At 37.0% G+C, this 15,856-nt stretch carries 15 protein-coding genes; 1 reads left to right on the top strand and 14 read right to left on the bottom strand.

Annotation, left to right across the window (positions count from 1 at the left end):
- Positions 1 to 14: 14 nt before the first annotated feature.
- The 10 genes from rlmD to R4146_RS00225 form a co-directional block, all read right to left on the bottom strand.
- On the bottom strand, positions 15 to 1,376 hold the full coding sequence (rlmD, locus tag R4146_RS00180) for a 23S rRNA (uracil(1939)-C(5))-methyltransferase RlmD (protein WP_339959462.1): 1,362 nt from the start codon (positions 1,374 to 1,376) through the stop codon (positions 15 to 17).
- 88 nt (positions 1,377 to 1,464) lie between these two features.
- Positions 1,465 to 2,448, bottom strand: a complete 984-nt coding sequence (locus R4146_RS00185) for a diacylglycerol kinase (RefSeq protein WP_339959463.1) — start codon at positions 2,446 to 2,448, stop codon at positions 1,465 to 1,467.
- A 16-nt stretch (positions 2,449 to 2,464) separates the two neighbouring features.
- Positions 2,465 to 3,886: an Asp-tRNA(Asn)/Glu-tRNA(Gln) amidotransferase subunit GatB gene (gene gatB, locus R4146_RS00190; protein ID WP_339959464.1), complete on the bottom strand. Its 1,422-nt coding sequence runs from the start codon at positions 3,884 to 3,886 to the stop codon at positions 2,465 to 2,467.
- Positions 3,886 to 5,349, bottom strand: coding sequence for an Asp-tRNA(Asn)/Glu-tRNA(Gln) amidotransferase subunit GatA (gene gatA / locus R4146_RS00195; RefSeq protein ID WP_339959465.1), 1,464 nt, complete (start codon positions 5,347 to 5,349; stop codon positions 3,886 to 3,888). Before gatA ends, gatB begins: the two co-directional genes overlap by 1 nt.
- A 2-nt stretch (positions 5,350 to 5,351) precedes the next feature.
- Entirely contained in the window at positions 5,352 to 5,657 is a 306-nt protein-coding gene (gatC, locus tag R4146_RS00200) for an Asp-tRNA(Asn)/Glu-tRNA(Gln) amidotransferase subunit GatC (RefSeq protein ID WP_339959466.1), read from the bottom strand.
- 61 nt (positions 5,658 to 5,718) lie between these two features.
- The gene (locus R4146_RS00205) at positions 5,719 to 6,843 is read right to left on the bottom strand and encodes a CamS family sex pheromone protein (protein ID WP_373695341.1); all 1,125 of its coding nucleotides are present in this window, start codon (positions 6,841 to 6,843) and stop codon (positions 5,719 to 5,721) included.
- 14 nt (positions 6,844 to 6,857) lie between these two features.
- On the bottom strand, positions 6,858 to 8,870 hold the full coding sequence (gene ligA, locus R4146_RS00210; protein WP_339959468.1) for an NAD-dependent DNA ligase LigA: 2,013 nt from the start codon (positions 8,868 to 8,870) through the stop codon (positions 6,858 to 6,860).
- A gap of 21 nt (positions 8,871 to 8,891) precedes the next feature.
- A complete protein-coding gene (gene pcrA, locus R4146_RS00215) occupies positions 8,892 to 11,147 on the bottom strand; it encodes a DNA helicase PcrA (protein ID WP_339959469.1) in 2,256 nt (751 codons plus the stop codon).
- A 107-nt stretch (positions 11,148 to 11,254) separates the two neighbouring features.
- Positions 11,255 to 12,373: an ATP-grasp domain-containing protein gene (locus tag R4146_RS00220; RefSeq protein WP_339959470.1), complete on the bottom strand. Its 1,119-nt coding sequence runs from the start codon at positions 12,371 to 12,373 to the stop codon at positions 11,255 to 11,257.
- A gap of 23 nt (positions 12,374 to 12,396) precedes the next feature.
- Positions 12,397 to 12,969 (bottom strand): xanthine phosphoribosyltransferase, encoded by a 573-nt coding sequence (locus tag R4146_RS00225; protein ID WP_339959471.1) that lies wholly within the window; start codon positions 12,967 to 12,969, stop codon positions 12,397 to 12,399.
- Positions 12,970 to 13,138: 169 nt separating this feature from the next.
- Between R4146_RS00225 and R4146_RS00230 the strand changes: the two genes are divergently transcribed.
- On the top strand, positions 13,139 to 13,390 hold the full coding sequence (locus tag R4146_RS00230; protein ID WP_339959472.1) for a DUF2187 domain-containing protein: 252 nt from the start codon (positions 13,139 to 13,141) through the stop codon (positions 13,388 to 13,390).
- Positions 13,391 to 13,433: 43 nt separating this feature from the next.
- Here the strand turns inward: R4146_RS00230 and R4146_RS00235 are convergent, their stop codons facing one another.
- From R4146_RS00235 to truA, 4 genes are all read right to left on the bottom strand, one after another.
- Positions 13,434 to 14,012, bottom strand: a complete 579-nt coding sequence (locus R4146_RS00235) for an ECF transporter S component (RefSeq protein ID WP_339959473.1) — start codon at positions 14,010 to 14,012, stop codon at positions 13,434 to 13,436.
- Positions 14,013 to 14,084: 72 nt separating this feature from the next.
- Positions 14,085 to 14,477 (bottom strand): 30S ribosomal protein S9, encoded by a 393-nt coding sequence (gene rpsI, locus R4146_RS00240; RefSeq protein WP_339959474.1) that lies wholly within the window; start codon positions 14,475 to 14,477, stop codon positions 14,085 to 14,087.
- A gap of 13 nt (positions 14,478 to 14,490) precedes the next feature.
- Positions 14,491 to 14,934: a 50S ribosomal protein L13 gene (gene rplM, locus R4146_RS00245; protein WP_339959475.1), complete on the bottom strand. Its 444-nt coding sequence runs from the start codon at positions 14,932 to 14,934 to the stop codon at positions 14,491 to 14,493.
- Between the two features lie 122 nt (positions 14,935 to 15,056).
- A complete protein-coding gene (gene truA, locus R4146_RS00250; RefSeq protein ID WP_339959476.1) occupies positions 15,057 to 15,854 on the bottom strand; it encodes a tRNA pseudouridine(38-40) synthase TruA in 798 nt (265 codons plus the stop codon).
- Positions 15,855 to 15,856: the final 2 nt, after the last annotated feature.

Raw genomic sequence — 15,856 nt, forward strand, 5'->3', positions numbered from 1 at the left:
TTATTGATTATTAACTAGTCTTGTTCGAAAATGGTTACACTTTCAACATGCACTGTTTGTGGGAACTGATCAACTGGTTGAATTGGTCTACTAATGTGATAACCCTTTTCCATTAAACGTTTAGTATCACGAACTAATGTTGATGGATTACATGACACATAAATTAACTTTTTAGGTTGCATTTCGACCGCACTATCAATGAATGATGACGCTAATCCCTTTCGAGGTGGATCAACGATAATAGCATCGGGCTTTAAGCCTTGAGCTTGCCACTTGGCCATCTGGTCTTCAGCCTTATTTGCCACAAAGGACACGTTATTAATGTGATTCTTTTGGGCATTGATCTTGGCATCTTCAATTGCTTGGGGAATAATTTCCACGCCGTATACCTTTTTAACGTGTTGAGCAACGGCTAATGAAATCGTCCCGATTCCACAATAAGCATCAATAACCGTATCATTTGCCCCTAAATCAGCATGATCAATCGCTAAAGAGTATAGCTTTTCAGTTTGGACTGGGTTGACTTGATAAAAAGAGTTCAAGGAAATGGCAAATTTAAGCCCTAATAAATCATCAGTGATGTATTGTTTTCCATAAAGCACATTATTCTTCTTACCTAATAAAACATTATTATCTTTTAAATTAACGTTTTGGACAATGCTTTTAACTTCTGGCAATGCATCAACAATTGCATTTACAATTGGTTCAGCTAGTTGTAATTTCTTGGTTCTAGTAATTAAACCAATCATCATTTCATGACTGTAGTACCCACGTCGCACCATAATGTTACGGATAATTCCCGTATGATTACGTTCATCATATGGCGTTACCTTATATTTACGTAAAATATCACGAACCACTAGAATGGCGTGATCGATTTCTGGTTGTTGAATGTAAAAATCTTCAATTGGTACTAAATCATGAGAATGATTCTTGTAAAAACCAGTCATTAACTCACCATTAATCGATTTAACTGGAATCAATGCTTTATTCCGATAATGGTCAGGATGTTCCATCCCCATTGTAGGTAAAACATCCACTTTAATTTTTTGTTTATCAAATAATTCTTCAATTTGATGTTGTTTAAATCTTAATTGCCCTTCATAACTCAAGTGTTGCAGTGGTGCAATCCCGGTTTGAAGGTAATCTTGATTTACATCTTCAACCCGGTCAGGACTCTTCGTCTTTAATTCAACTAATGAACCGAACGCAAAGTTCTTTTTAACATTATCAATTTTAATAATTGCAGTTTCACCAGGGAGCGCATTATTTACGAACACTGAGAAATCATTAATTTTAGCAACCCCTAATCCTTGATACGTTAAATCAATAATTTTAACGGTATAGGTATTGCCAACTTGTACTGGAGTTTTCAAATTTAATCCCCTATTCTTTAATCACGAAATAAAAAAATTTTGCTATATCTTTATCATACAGCAAAATTTTTCATTTTTAAAACTAGTTTTAGTTTAATTTATCAACATTTTGAACAAACTTTTGCTCAGATTCAACGGTATTAGTATCACTAACCGCATTATCCGGTAATTTTGCCAAGTCTACAACTGTGTCTAAATGTTGTTTTAGGTTAGTAAACACCATTGGTGCGTCTCCCCCATATTCACCATCTAAGTTAATTTGCATTGGATTATTAACGGGTTTTGCAGTCAACTTAGTGGTCTTTTTATAAATGATTCGTGGATCATCAATATGCCGACCACCACTAATTACCTTAGCTAATAACTGAGCAATTTGCACTAAATTACTAGCTTTAACAATAATCAACGTAAATTGACCATCATCTAATGATGCGTCAGGAACGATTCTTTCTAACCCACCGATTGAATTAGTCATTGCTAACAAGAACATGGATGCTTTGCCCTTATAATGACCACCATCATACTTTAAATCCATTTGAATTGGCCGAATTCGTGGCAACATTTCAGCTCCTTTAACTAAGTAAGCTAAATAGCCAAAAGCCGTTTTTAAATTTGACGGAACATCATAAGTCAACTCGGTCAATAAGCCACCACCAGCAATGTTAATAAAATAACTATCACCAGCTTGACCAACATCTATTTTCAAAGATTGGTGTTTCAAAATGACCTTAGCCGCATCGACTGGATCTTCCCTAGGGATATGCAGTGCGCGTGCAAAGTCATTGGTTGTCCCGGCCGGAATGATTGCTAATTTAGGTCGACGTGGTAGTGGAGCTAATCCATCTACTACTTCATTGAGCGTGCCATCACCACCTGCAGCAACCACTAATTCGAACCCATCTTTCGCTACTCGAGTCGCCTCATTCTTGGCAGAATTTGGTTCCGGAGTAGTTGCAAAAACACTAGTTTCATAACCAGCTTCTTCATAGACACTTAAAATGTCAATCATCTTTTGCTTAAGGGCTTCACGTCCGGCAGTCGGGTTATAAATTATTCGTGCCCGCTTTCGCATTACTTACACAACTTTCTTATTTGTTTAAAGCTTTCATTAACAATTCGTTAACCACTTGTGGATTAGCTTTACCACGTGTTTGCTTCATAATTTGACCAACTAAGAATCCCTTTGCCCGATCCTTACCATTGTTAAAGTCTTCAATGGATTGTGGATTAGCAGCTAGGATTTCATCAATGATTGGTTGAAGTTTAGCTGGATCAGATAATTGAACCAACCCTTTCTTTTCAACAAATGCCTTAGGTTCTTCACCTTCGGTCACTGCCTTAAAGACCTTCTTAGCCATCTTACTAGAGATGGTTCCATCACTAATTAATTTAATCATCGTAGCTAAGTTTTCGGGCGTAATCTTAGTTTGATCTAAGTCAACTTGTTCTTCATTCAAATAACCATTCACGTTTACTTGAAGGTAGTTAGATGCAATCTTAGGATCTGCACCCAATTCAATTAACTTATCAAAGAAATCTGACATTTGCTTAGTTTGAGTAAGCACCATTGCATCGTAATCAGTTAAACCAAGCTCATTAACGTATCTAGCCTTCCGTTCATTTGGCATTTCTGGAAGACTTTGCTTTAATTGATCGATCCATTCATCAGAAATATCCAATGCTGGTAAATCTGGTTCTGGGAAGTAACGATAATCATCCTTACCTTCCTTAACCCGCATTAATACCGTTGAATTATTCTTTTCATCGAACCGACGGGTTTCTTGTTGAATCTTACCGCCAGCCATTAATACTTGTTTTTGACGTTGTTGTTCATAAGCTAGTGCTTTTCGAACAAAGTTGAAGGAGTTCATATTCTTAATTTCGACCTTTTGACCAAATTCCTTTTGACCAACTGGACGAATCGAAATATTAACATCGGCCCGCATGGAACCTTCTTCCATCTTAACGTCAGAAATTCCAGTAAATTGAATCCGTTGTCTTAATGTTTCAAGGTAAGCGTACGCTTCATCTGGAGTTGAGATTTCTGGTTTAGAAACAATTTCAATCAATGGAGTCCCTTGCCGGTTAAGATCGACGTAAGAATAGTTACGACCGTGACTATTCTTACCAGCATCTTCTTCAATATGCATTTCTTCGATCCCGATTTTTTTCTTCTTACCATCAACTTCAATTTCTAGCCAACCATCATGGGCATCTGGCTTGTCATTTTGAGTAATTTGGTAAGCCTTGGGGTTATCTGGATAGAAGTAGTTCTTTCGATCAAAGTGTGGATGTCTTTCAATTTCAGCATTTAAAGCCAATGCAGCAGTAATTCCGTTTGCAACTACTTGCTTATTGGTAGTTGGTAATACACCTGGGTATCCCCAATCAATAACATTGGTATTAGCATTAGGCTCATCACCATAGTCAACTGGTGAAGGACTAAAAATTTTAGAGTTGGTTTTTAATTCAATATGAACTTCCAAACCAATGGTTGTTTCAAAATTCATTATTTGTCCCCTCCCACTTTTGGTGTTTCCTTATGGAAATCAGTGTTTTGTTCAAACGCATAACCAGCCTTGTAAATTGTAGCTTCATCAAATGGACGTCCAATTAATTGCATCCCAACTGGTAAGCCGTTACTAAAGCCAGCTGGAATCGACATTGATGGTAATCCAGCTAGGTTGACTGGAATGGTCATTGCATCATTTAAATACATTGTAACTGGATCAGAAACTTCTTCACCAATTCCATAAGCAGTGGTTGGTGCAACTGGGCCTAAGATTAAGTCATAGTCTTTAAAGACCTTTTGGAAGTCTTGAATCATTAAAGTTCTAACCTTAGCAGCCTTCTTAAAGTATGCATCAAATGCACCTGCAGAAAGTGAGAAGGTTCCTAACATGATCCGGCGTTTTACTTCATCCCCAAATCCTTCAGAACGACTTTGAACATACACTTCTTCTAGGTTTTTAGCAGTTTCAGAACGGTACCCATAACGGATACCATCAAACCGTTGTAAGTTTGATGATGCTTCAGAAGATGAAAGAATGTAGTAGGCAGCTACTCCATACTTAGTATGTGGAAGTGAAACTTCTTCAACCGTTGCTCCCAGTTTCTTGTAAGTTTCAGCGGCCTTTAAAATTGCATCTTTAACATCTTGATCGATTCCTTCTGCTAAGTATTCCTTAGGTAAAGCAATCTTCATGCCCTTAACCCCATCTTTAATGTTAGCAGTATAATCAGGCACTTCTTTATCAGAACTAGTTAAATCATGTTTATCATGGCCAGCAATCGCATTTAGAACATAGGCATTGTCTAATACACTTCTAGTCAATGGACCAATTTGGTCAAAACTAGAACCAAATGCAATCAATCCCCAACGTGAAACTCGACCATAAGTTGGCTTCATGCCGACAATTCCATTAAAAGCGGCTGGTTGGCGAATTGAACCACCAGTATCTGAACCAAGTGAAAATAGAATTTCACCGGCAGCAACGGCAGCAGCGGAACCACCTGAAGAACCACCAGGCACCTTAGTAAAGTCCCAGGCATTTTTAGTAGTCTTAAATGCAGAGTTTTCAGTTGATCCACCCATTGCAAATTCATCCATGTTGGTTTTACCAACCGTAATTGTTTGCTTATCGTTTAATTTTTTAGTAACCGTTGCATCAAAAATTGGCTTAAAGTTTTCAAGCATTTTTGAAGCGGCAGTGGTGGTTAAACCATTTGTTAGGATATTATCCTTAATTGCAACTGGAATTCCTGATAAGACGTTATCAGGGTCAATTCCTGCCTTGTCAATTGCTTGTGCTTTTTCAATGGCTGCATCTTCATCTAGATTAATAAAGGCATTGATGTCAGAATCTACAGCTTTGATATTATCAATTGTTTGCTTCGTTAATTCTTCAGCAGTGATATCACCATTAACTAAAGCTTGGTGAATGCTGGTAATATCTTTATCAAAATAATTCATCATTAATCCTCGCTTTCGTCAATGATCGTTGGTACCCGAATTAAGCCATCTGCTACTTCAGGTGCATTATTTAGTAGTGCATCACGTTCGCCCCAGTTTTCAGCAACGTCTTCACGCATTACATTAATTTGATCGGTAACACTGTAAGTTGGTTCAACTTCATCAGTGTCCACCTCACTTAAGGTATCAACTAAATCCATAATACTATCTAATTGACCAGTGAGGTAAGGTAATTGATCTTCGGTCAAAGATAACTTTGCTAATCCAGCAACGTGTTTAACCGTTTCTTTATCAATTCTGTCAGCCATCAATTGTCCTTCTTTCTGAATTTAATTTTGATCTCACATCATATTTTAACACTATTTATTATTAATAGCTGTTAAAAATATGGAATGAGAAGGTTCGATCATTTGCGCCCCTTGATAAGAAGCTTTGCATCCCCGTTGTTGAAGCTACTGAGATGTCAATTGGGACCCCAGTTGGTAGATATTTCTCAGCGGTTGACTGTAGGTATTGAGTAAAACTAATGATTTCAGTTTGACTATAGAACTGTGTCGTAATATTGATATTCATTCCCGTCAATGAACCATTCATATATTGGGCTTGAGCCGTTACACCACTTAAATTAGGGAAGAAGTTTTGAATCTGAGTCTTAAAATTAGAAAAGTCATTTTCATCATTGGTATTAGATGGTCCCGACTGCCCAGATGCGACTGGGAATACATAGTTCTTAGCATTTATATTCTTCCAGCTGCTAACACTAGATGCGTTGGCATTATTTACAGAATATGCAAAGAAATTACCGCCGACCAAACTATCATCTGGAGCTTGTTTGTATAACGCAATGACGATTGGAATGTTCTTCAAGTCCTTACGCTTTCTTAGTTGTGCTAAGACTTGATTAGCGATCCGTTTCCCTTGAGCCCGAACTTCAGCATCACTAAGCTTCATTTCATACGTAGCTCCATAGGCTTCTTTTTGGTAGTAATAAACAGAATTAATCCCTAATCCAATGGTCATCCCACTCAACTTAAGACTGTTCCCATCTTGGGTTAGGAAGTCTTGTTCATCCATTTGTTGAAGATATAACGGGGTTTTAGTATTACTCCCCGCTGGATTCATTCCTTCTGGATTACTCTTAGTCTTACGACCTAACCAGTTTTCAGCAGTACTAGTAGAGATGTATTGGCCTTCTTGGAAGACATACTTACTAGTTGAAAACTGCTTTTTAGAAATATCCATCAAGCCATTTTCAAAGCTTTTTAGATTATATTGATTGCCATTTTGTTGAACATTAACTCCTCGCGACTTACTAGTTAAGTAGTGGCCGTTTTTAATGACACTTTGATAATAACTAGTGTCCGCTTGACCAGTTAATTGGGTATCACTGGTCTTATTATTACTTTTGCTGCTCGAGTTATTATTTCCACAAGCAGCTAATAAAATTACCGATGCCATAGCAGCGATAATCACGCTTAAACGTTTCAAAATGATTCCTCCTAAATGCACTAACCGTTTATTGCTGAAATAAAACGTTGTTCATCCCATACCGGTACGTCCAAATCATTAGCCTTAGTGAGTTTACTTCCGGCATCTTTACCGGCAATCACTAAGTCAGTTTTCTTGGAAACACTACTGGTAACATCAGCACCGTGATCTTGTAGCCAAGCGGTTGCTGCTGGTCTGGTCATTTGTTCTAATTTTCCAGTTAACACGATTCGTTTTTGATTAAAGAATGAATTGTCAGCATTAGACTCGTTTGCTCTCGTGTAGGTCATATTAACGCCGACTGATTTCAATTGGTCAATTAACGTTTGGGCCGGTTGACTATCAAAATAAGTAGTAATACTATCGGCAATTACCGTTCCCATTGAATTAATCTCTGCAATTGATTCAGAGTCAGCCTGCATAAGCGCATCCATTGTCTTAAAGTGTTCAGCAATTAATCGCGCTGCTTTAGCGCCAACGTGACGAATGCCTAAACCAAATAACAATCTTTCCATTGAGTTACTACGACTATTATTAATGGAATTTAATAAATTTTCAGCAGATTTTTCACCAAATTTATCTAAATTTAATAAATCTTTAAAGTTTAAAGTGTACAGACTTGCGACATCAGATACTAAATGATGCTCAAATAACTGTTTTACAATCCGTGGCCCTAGGCCGGTGATATCCATTGCATTTCTAGAAGCAAAATGAGTCATTTGCTCAGTTAGTTGGGCAGGACAAGCTGGATTAATACACCGGAGTGCCACTTCATCATCTAAGTGCACTAATTTAGCCCCACATGAGGGACACTTGTCAGGAATTACATAGGGTTGACTATCATGCGGCCGTTTACTTGGAATATATTCAGAAATCTCCGGAATAATGTCACCCGCTTTATGCAACTTAACTGTGTCACCAATCCGAATTCCCTTTTCATTTAAGTAGTCGGGATTATGCAATGAAGCCCGTGCGACCACCGTTCCAGCCAATTGAACTGGTTCCATTACCGCAGTGGGGGTCACCACGCCAGTCCGTCCCACAGTCCATTCAATGGCTAAAACCTTAGTTTCTTCTTCTTCTGGTGCAAATTTATAAGCAATCGCCCATTTAGGAACTTTCACCGTTGCACCAATTTGCATTTGCAAATCTAATTGATTAACTTTAATGACAATTCCATCAATTCCATAGGGTAATTGATCTCGCTTAGCTTGATACTTATCAATATATTCATTAATCGTCGTTAATGAATCAGCTACTTGATAATCTGGATTGATCTTAAAGCCTAGTTCTTGTAGCTCAGCTAACATCCCACTTTGCGTATCTGCTTGAATATCATTATAATCTGCCACATTATACATAAAAGTACTTAAGTGCCGACTAGCCGTTACCCGTGAATCTAGCTGTCGTAAACTACCCGCAGCAGCATTCCGAGGATTGGCGAAAACATTATCCCCGTTTCGTTCCCGTTCTTCATTTAGCTTTGCAAACGATTCTTTAGGCATGTAGCATTCACCACGAACTTCAATTGTAATTGGCTTAGTTAACTTTTGTGGAATCGATGGAATCGTTTTTAAGTTTTGGGTAATATCCTCTCCAATTTGACCATTACCACGTGTGGATCCTTCAACGAAAATCCCATTTTCATAACGTAATGAAATTGATAAGCCATCAATTTTAAGCTCACAGTTAAATTGATTTACCTTTGGATAATTCTTTTTTAGTCGTTCGGTAAAGTCATCTAACTCTGCCTTAGAAAAAACATCCCCTAATGATAACAATGGAATTTGATGATCAACTTTTGAAAATTGCGGTAATACCTTACCACCCACGTTTTGAGTTGGTGAATCTGCGGTAATTAAATCAGGATACTGTTGTTCTAGTTTAACTAGTTGCGCATAGTGTTGATCATAAACAGCATCTTCAACACTAGGCTTATCATGTTCGTAGTACTCCTGGCTCCATTGTTTTAGCTTCGGTTTTAATTCATTAATCTTTTGTGCAGCTTCACTTTCAGATAGTTGGTCACTCAAAACAATTCCCCCTCAAAAGACTTATTCTTTAGTAATTGGTGCAAAGGCGGCTAGCAGTCGTTTAATGCCAGTTGGTTCTGGAAAGGCAATATCTAATTCCATATTTTCACCAGTTCCTTCTACCTTCACGACGGTTCCAGTCCCCCAAGCTTTATGTGATACTTTATCGCCAACCGTCCATGCTTGCTTATTAGCTCCTGTTTGCTTAGGACCACCAATATGCTTAGCTGGACTGCGATATGGTGATGAATTAGCAAACCGTGCATTACGAGAGCTACGGGTATCAAATGGCGTCTTGACCCCACTATTAGCTTTACCATTGGAATTTACCGCATCAATTAATTCTGGATTGATTTCATCAATAAATTCAGATGGCATGTTGGTTTGACGACGACCATACAACATTCTAGAAAAGGTATTCGTCAAATACAGCTTCTTTTGCGCTCTGGTAATACCGACATATGCTAAACGGCGTTCTTCTTCTAATTCTTTTGGATCAGTCTTAGCCTTAGCTAGTGGGAAAATGCTATCTTCCATTCCAATCATGAAAACAACCGGAAATTCAAGTCCCTTAGCAGCATGTAAGGTCATTAAAGTAACTTCAGGGGTGTTTTCGGCAATATCATCTTGAGCGGAAACTAGTGATAAATCTGATAAGAAATCAACCAATGCATCATTATCAGCTTCACTGGTGTGGGCATTATCATACTGTTTCGTTACGGATAAAAATTCTTCAATATTTTCAATTCTAGCCTGGACTTCTAGTGTCTTAGTGGCCTTTAATGCAGCTAAGTAACCAGTTTGATCTAGAATCTGTTCAGTTAATTCAGTCACTGATAATTGGCCAATCTTTGAACGCAAGTTAGTCATAACCGCACCGAAACTATCAATCGCCTTTCTAGCACGACCGCTGATGTCACCATTTAATTCAATGTTTTGACATGCTTCAAAGATACTCCAGCCATTATCATCAGCAAACTGAGCTAATTTTTCAACACTAGCGTTTCCAATCCCTCGTTTAGGCTCATTAATAATGCGTCTTAAACTCATTGAATCATTTGGATTAGCCAGCAACGTCAAGTAAGCTAATATGTCTTGAATTTCCTTACGGTCATAGAACTTGTGGCCACCAACAATCGTATATGGAATATTCGACTTAAGCAGAGTTTCTTCAATCACCCGTGATTGTGCATTAGTACGATATAGAACTGCAAAGTCACCATATGAATACCCTGACTTATTCATTTCATCTTTAATGTTCGTAACAACAAAACGCGATTCGTCCGCCTCGCTTTGCGCACGGTAGTAAGTAATTTTTTCTCCAACTGCATTCTCAGTCCATAAATTCTTATCCTTACGTTCCTCATTATTTTGAATAACTGAATTCGCTGCCTTTAAGATGTTCTTAGTTGAACGGTAGTTTTGTTCGAGTAACGTTACATGAGCATTTGGATAGTCATCCTGGAAATCTAAAATATTATTCATATTGGCACCACGCCAACCATAAATACTTTGATCAGCATCCCCAACTACACACACATTTTCATATTTTTTACCCAACATCGTCACTAATTGATATTGAGCTTCATTCGTATCTTGATATTCATCAACGTGAATGTATTGAAATTTATTTTGATAATACTGTAAAACATCAGGATTTTGTTCAAACAGTTGAATCGTCATCATAATCAAATCATCAAAATCAACAGATTGGTTTTGATGTAATTCCTTTTGATATGCCTGATAAACCTCACCAACCACCTTAATAAATGGGTTAGCTTCATTAGCATTTTTGGCAATGTAATCAGCTGGTGTTAATAGGTCATTCTTAGCATTTGAAATGGCTGATAAAATCGAACGTGGACTGTATGTCTTTGGATCATAATTAAGGGTTTTTAAAATATTTTTTATTAAAGTTTGTTGTTCACTAGTCCCCGCAATTGTGAAGGCTTTATCATAACCTAACTTATCAATATAGCGTCTTAAGATCCGGACACACAAAGCATGAAAAGTTGAAACCCAGACTTCGTTGCCACTAGGTCCTAATAATTTTGTAACCCGTTCTTTCATTTCGCGAGCTGCCTTATTAGTAAAGGTAATTGCTAAAATGTGCCAGGGTAATACTTGTTTATCTTGGATTAAGTAAGCAATTCGATGGGTTAAGACCCTCGTTTTACCACTTCCAGCACCGGCCATAATTAGTAATGGTCCTTCAGTACAAAGTACTGCTTCACTTTGTTTATCGTTCATCCCGGTTAATAATTCATTTTTGGGCAACGTTATTCAATCCTCTCTATGTTCTAATCATTATTCATTATAGCATAGGCACATTTTGATAACTATTAACACAAAAGCGCCGGTATAAATTAATATACCGACACTTATTAGTTCCAGATATCAGAATTGTTGACCTGTTCTAGCGTTTTAGCTAATGAATTGGTTGGAATTAAAATATGACCAACCGCACCGTGACGGTTTTCACCCTTGGTGTAGAAAACAAACTGCCAGTCCGACTTTAAAGCCCACTGCTTTTTGATTGCCGGTAATTGGTCTTGCGTAAAAGTACGTAAATAAAATGTATCTGCGTTAACATCATAATAAGTTGGTAACCCACAAACTGCCCGTAAATGAGCTTGAGTGACACTTTGGACCGTTCTATCAAAGATCATTGCATCAATATCTAATTGGGGTTCAATCATTTCAATGTAAATATTTTCATTAGCATTTACTAAAAATTTAATTTTAAAAGCACCAAAGTAATTAAGTTGATCTGCAATTAAATATCCAATCCGGTTCATTTCTTCAATCACTGGTGAAGATAAATCAGTCAAATTAGAGGCACTTTGAAGACGCTTGCCCTGATAACGACATTGTACTAATGGCATTAATTTGGGCACATCTTCCATCCCATTAATAACATTCAATGTATATTCAAACTCATGTTCAATGTACGGCTCTAAAATATAAGTACCACGGTCTAACATAATCGCTGCTTTTGCGATGTCAACTTGGTTATTAATAATTAGTTGCTGGTCATTAAAGAATGACTTTTGAATTGGCTTCAAAATTGCTGGATAGCCAATTGAATCAATCGATTTATAAATATCATTTAATTCTACGATTGTAACGTATGGCAATGTATTTAAATTTAGTTCATTTAAAAATGTTTGTTCAATCAATCGATCGTTCATAATTTCTAAAATGTCACTACCCTGCGGAATCCGAGTAAATTGAGATAAAAAGTCAATCAAATTCGACTCGGTTCTACCGGTATTATAAATTAATAGGTCACAACGTTTAGCAAACTCTGCTAGTTTTTCGCTATCTTTCATTGAACCGCTTACTACAAAATCAGCCGATAAATTACTAGTTGTATCAACTTTATCAGTGTAAATACCAACCCGTAATCCATTCCGTTGTGCTTCATTGACCAGGTTAAAAGTATTAATATCATTATTAATGATGCCAATCGTATTCCCAGGGTATATGAAATTGTTAGCCAATTAAATCACTACTTTCAATAATATTATTCTTCAAATGTTACTTGATTGTTAGCTAATGATTTAACCCTAGCAAGAGATTCAACTTTAATTCCCTGATCAGTAATTAAGCGCCGACCCTTTTGGAAACTCTTTTCAATTACAATCCCAACACCACCAACTTCAGCATTAGCTGCATTTACAATATCAATTAAACCAGAAGCTGCTTGTCCATTTGCTAAGAAATCATCAATGATCAATACTCGATCATCTGCGTTAATGAACCGTTTATCAATACTGATTTGATTATTCACTTGTTTAGTATATGAATAAACATCAGCGGTATATAAGTTATCATTTAAGGTCAAACTTTTGTGTTTTCTAGCAAAAACTACGGGTACGTTTAAATGTAGTCCCGTAAATACTGCTGGTGCAATTCCTGATGACTCAACTGTTAAAATTCTAGTAATGTGGTCATCCTTGAACAATCTAGCAAATTCTACTCCGATTGCATCCATTAACTGTGGATCCACTTGGTGATTTAAAAACCGATCCACTTTTAATACGTCATCAGAAAGCACCGTGCCTTCTTTTTTAATGCGATCTTCTAGTAACTTCATTTATATTTCTCCTATTCATGCTCTTCTATTTATGATTTATTTTAACTAGATTTAAAATTAAAAACAATCTTATTTGTGGTTAATGTAAACATTTTTAATAAAATAAATTGACATTCCGCCATTTTTTGGTTATATTGCATTAGATAAACTTTTTTAGGAGATGAGATATTTGGCTAAAAATACTGAGATTAGTCCCGAACAAGCTAAGTACAATGTGGGGGATCAAGTTGCATTCACATTAGAAAAACAAAAGTTTGCAGGAATTATTGAAAAGGGATACACAAATTCATTCCTCATTTCCTTTAACTCAGATGATCCTGCCATTGTTGATAAGTACCACAATAAAGTTGTTATTAACAACAAAAAGTTAAAAATGATTAAGGCTGCTCCTAAAAAGCCTGCTTCTAAGGAAGATGAATAAATGCGAAAAAGAACCGACGTTATTTTAAATGTCGGTTCTTTTTTTAGTTTCTTTTGAGATACTTCAATAATGGAGTTGCAATTAATGGGGTAGCAATTGCTGCAATCAAAGCTTCTAATACCCCATTAGTAGCTAAAACTGATAATAAGTATGGTAATAATGCCTTTACATTAATTTGATATAACTGGTGAGCATACCCATGGTAAAAAACATAAATAAATCCTAATACGAAAATTGTGTTAGTTAACGAGCTCATAAGGCCAACTAATCCTAAAGTTAGTTTTGGGTAACGTTTATTTTTAAGGTAATAAAAAGTTAGTCCCGCAACTAACCCAATCAAAATTCGGGGTAAAACGGATACTAGCGGATTAATAAATACATATTGTGCCATTGGGCTAGTAGGCCAAAAGAACGCTCTAACGAATGTAATTACGCCCCATACACCCCCAATTAACATCCCATCCTTGGTTCCCAATGTAATTGCAGCAACAATTACTGTAATTGGAATAATGGTTAAACTAAAAGGACCAATTGGTAAGTATCCTAGCCCTGGAATGGTAGTTTGAATTAAAATCAATGCAATAAAAATTGATCGTGCAACTAAACGATAATTTCTAGTCATTATTTTTCCTCCTTAGAATAAAAAAACTCCGCTCCCAAGTGGGAGCAGAGCCAAAATGTATAAAAGTAAATTTTAACGTTTTGAGAATTGACCAGCCTTACGAGCCTTCTTAAGACCTGGTTTCTTACGTTCCTTCATACGAGGGTCACGAGTTAATAAACCAGCGCGCTTTAATGGACCACGGAAGTCAGGATCAACTTCTAATAATGCACGTGCGATTCCATGACGAGTTGCTCCAGATTGACCAGAGTAACCACCACCATTTACGTTAGCAATAACATCGTAGTTACCAAGAGTTTCAGTAACGTGGAATGGTTGCATAATTACTTCACGTAAGTTTGGAAATGGAATGTATTCTTCTACTGGTTTGTCGTTAATAGTAACTTTACCAGTACCGGGTACTAAACGTACTCGTGCAGATGAATCTTTACGACGACCAGTGCCGCGATATTGTACTTGAGCCAAGTTAGTCCCCTCCTTAAATTAATTTAGTAATATCTAACTTTTCTGGGTTTTGAGCTTCGTTTTTGTGTTCTGCGCCAGCGTATACATGTAACTTCAAGAATACTTGGTGACCCAAAGTATTGTGAGGTAACATACCCTTAACAGAAGTTTCGATTAGCTTTTCAGGTGTATCTTCACGCATTTGACCTGCAGTCTTTGATTTCAAACCACCAATGTAACTGGAGTGGTGGTAGTAAACCTTGTTAGCAGCCTTGCGACCTGATAAAGCAACTTTTGAAGCATTAATAACAATAACATTATCACCAGTATCAACGTTTGGTGTAAATGTTGGTTTATTTTTTCCTCTTAAAATAGAAGCAACAACGGTTGATAAACGACCTAATTCGATGCCATCTGCATCGATAACATACCATTTGCGTTCTACTTCACCTGGTTTTGCCATATATGTTGTACGCAATTTGAATTCCTCCATGTTTCTGTGTTTGTTCGACACCAACTAAAAGTTTCCGGGGCTTTATTGTGGGGCAAACAATACCAACTACCATAATACAAACATTTAACAACAAAGTCAATAATAAATTAACGTTGTCGGACAGGTATTTTCGTTGGATGGTTGGGATCATCGCCTTCATAATAAACCCGTTTTAAATACAAACCACTTGCAGGAGCAGTCAAACGAGCTTGATTACGATCCTTGACTTTAAATAAGCGTTGAATATCATCAACGTCCCGCCGTCCTGTTCCAATTTCGATTAAAACACCGGCCATGATTCGTACCATGTTATATAAGAATCCGTTACCATAAAATTCAAAAATAACTTCGTTCTGTGCTTTATCAAAATGACAAGTGGCCTCATAAATTGTTCTGACATTGGTCCTAGCCGTTGATCCTGAAGCAACAAAGCTAGAAAAATCATGCTCACCCACTAAATCTGGAATTGCCTGTTTAATTCTATCAATATTAACTGGGAACCGCCAATGGCCAGTGTAAAAACGTTTGAACGGATTGATAAACTCACTTAAATCAAAACGATACATATATCGTTTCCCAGATACATCATATCTGGCGTGAAAATCATCATTTACAATTTTAACATTACTAACTTCCATGTCCAATGGTAACATGCTATTTATGCCCTTTAACATTCCAGTTTCACTAATCTCAAATGGAAAATCAAAATGAGCCACTTGACCTAGTGCGTGAACCCCAGCATCAGTTCTGCCCGAACCATAAACAACAATTGCTGGGTCTGGATGCTTGGCCATCTTGTTAACAACATTAGTTAGAACTCCTTCTACCGTTCGTTGATTAGGTTGCCGTTGAAACCCAGCAAAGTTAGTTCCATCGTATGCTAGTGTAATTTTAAATCGTTTCAAAT

It is taken from the genome of Nicoliella lavandulae (genome assembly GCF_037546185.1).
Classification (GTDB): domain Bacteria; phylum Bacillota; class Bacilli; order Lactobacillales; family Lactobacillaceae; genus Nicoliella; species Nicoliella lavandulae.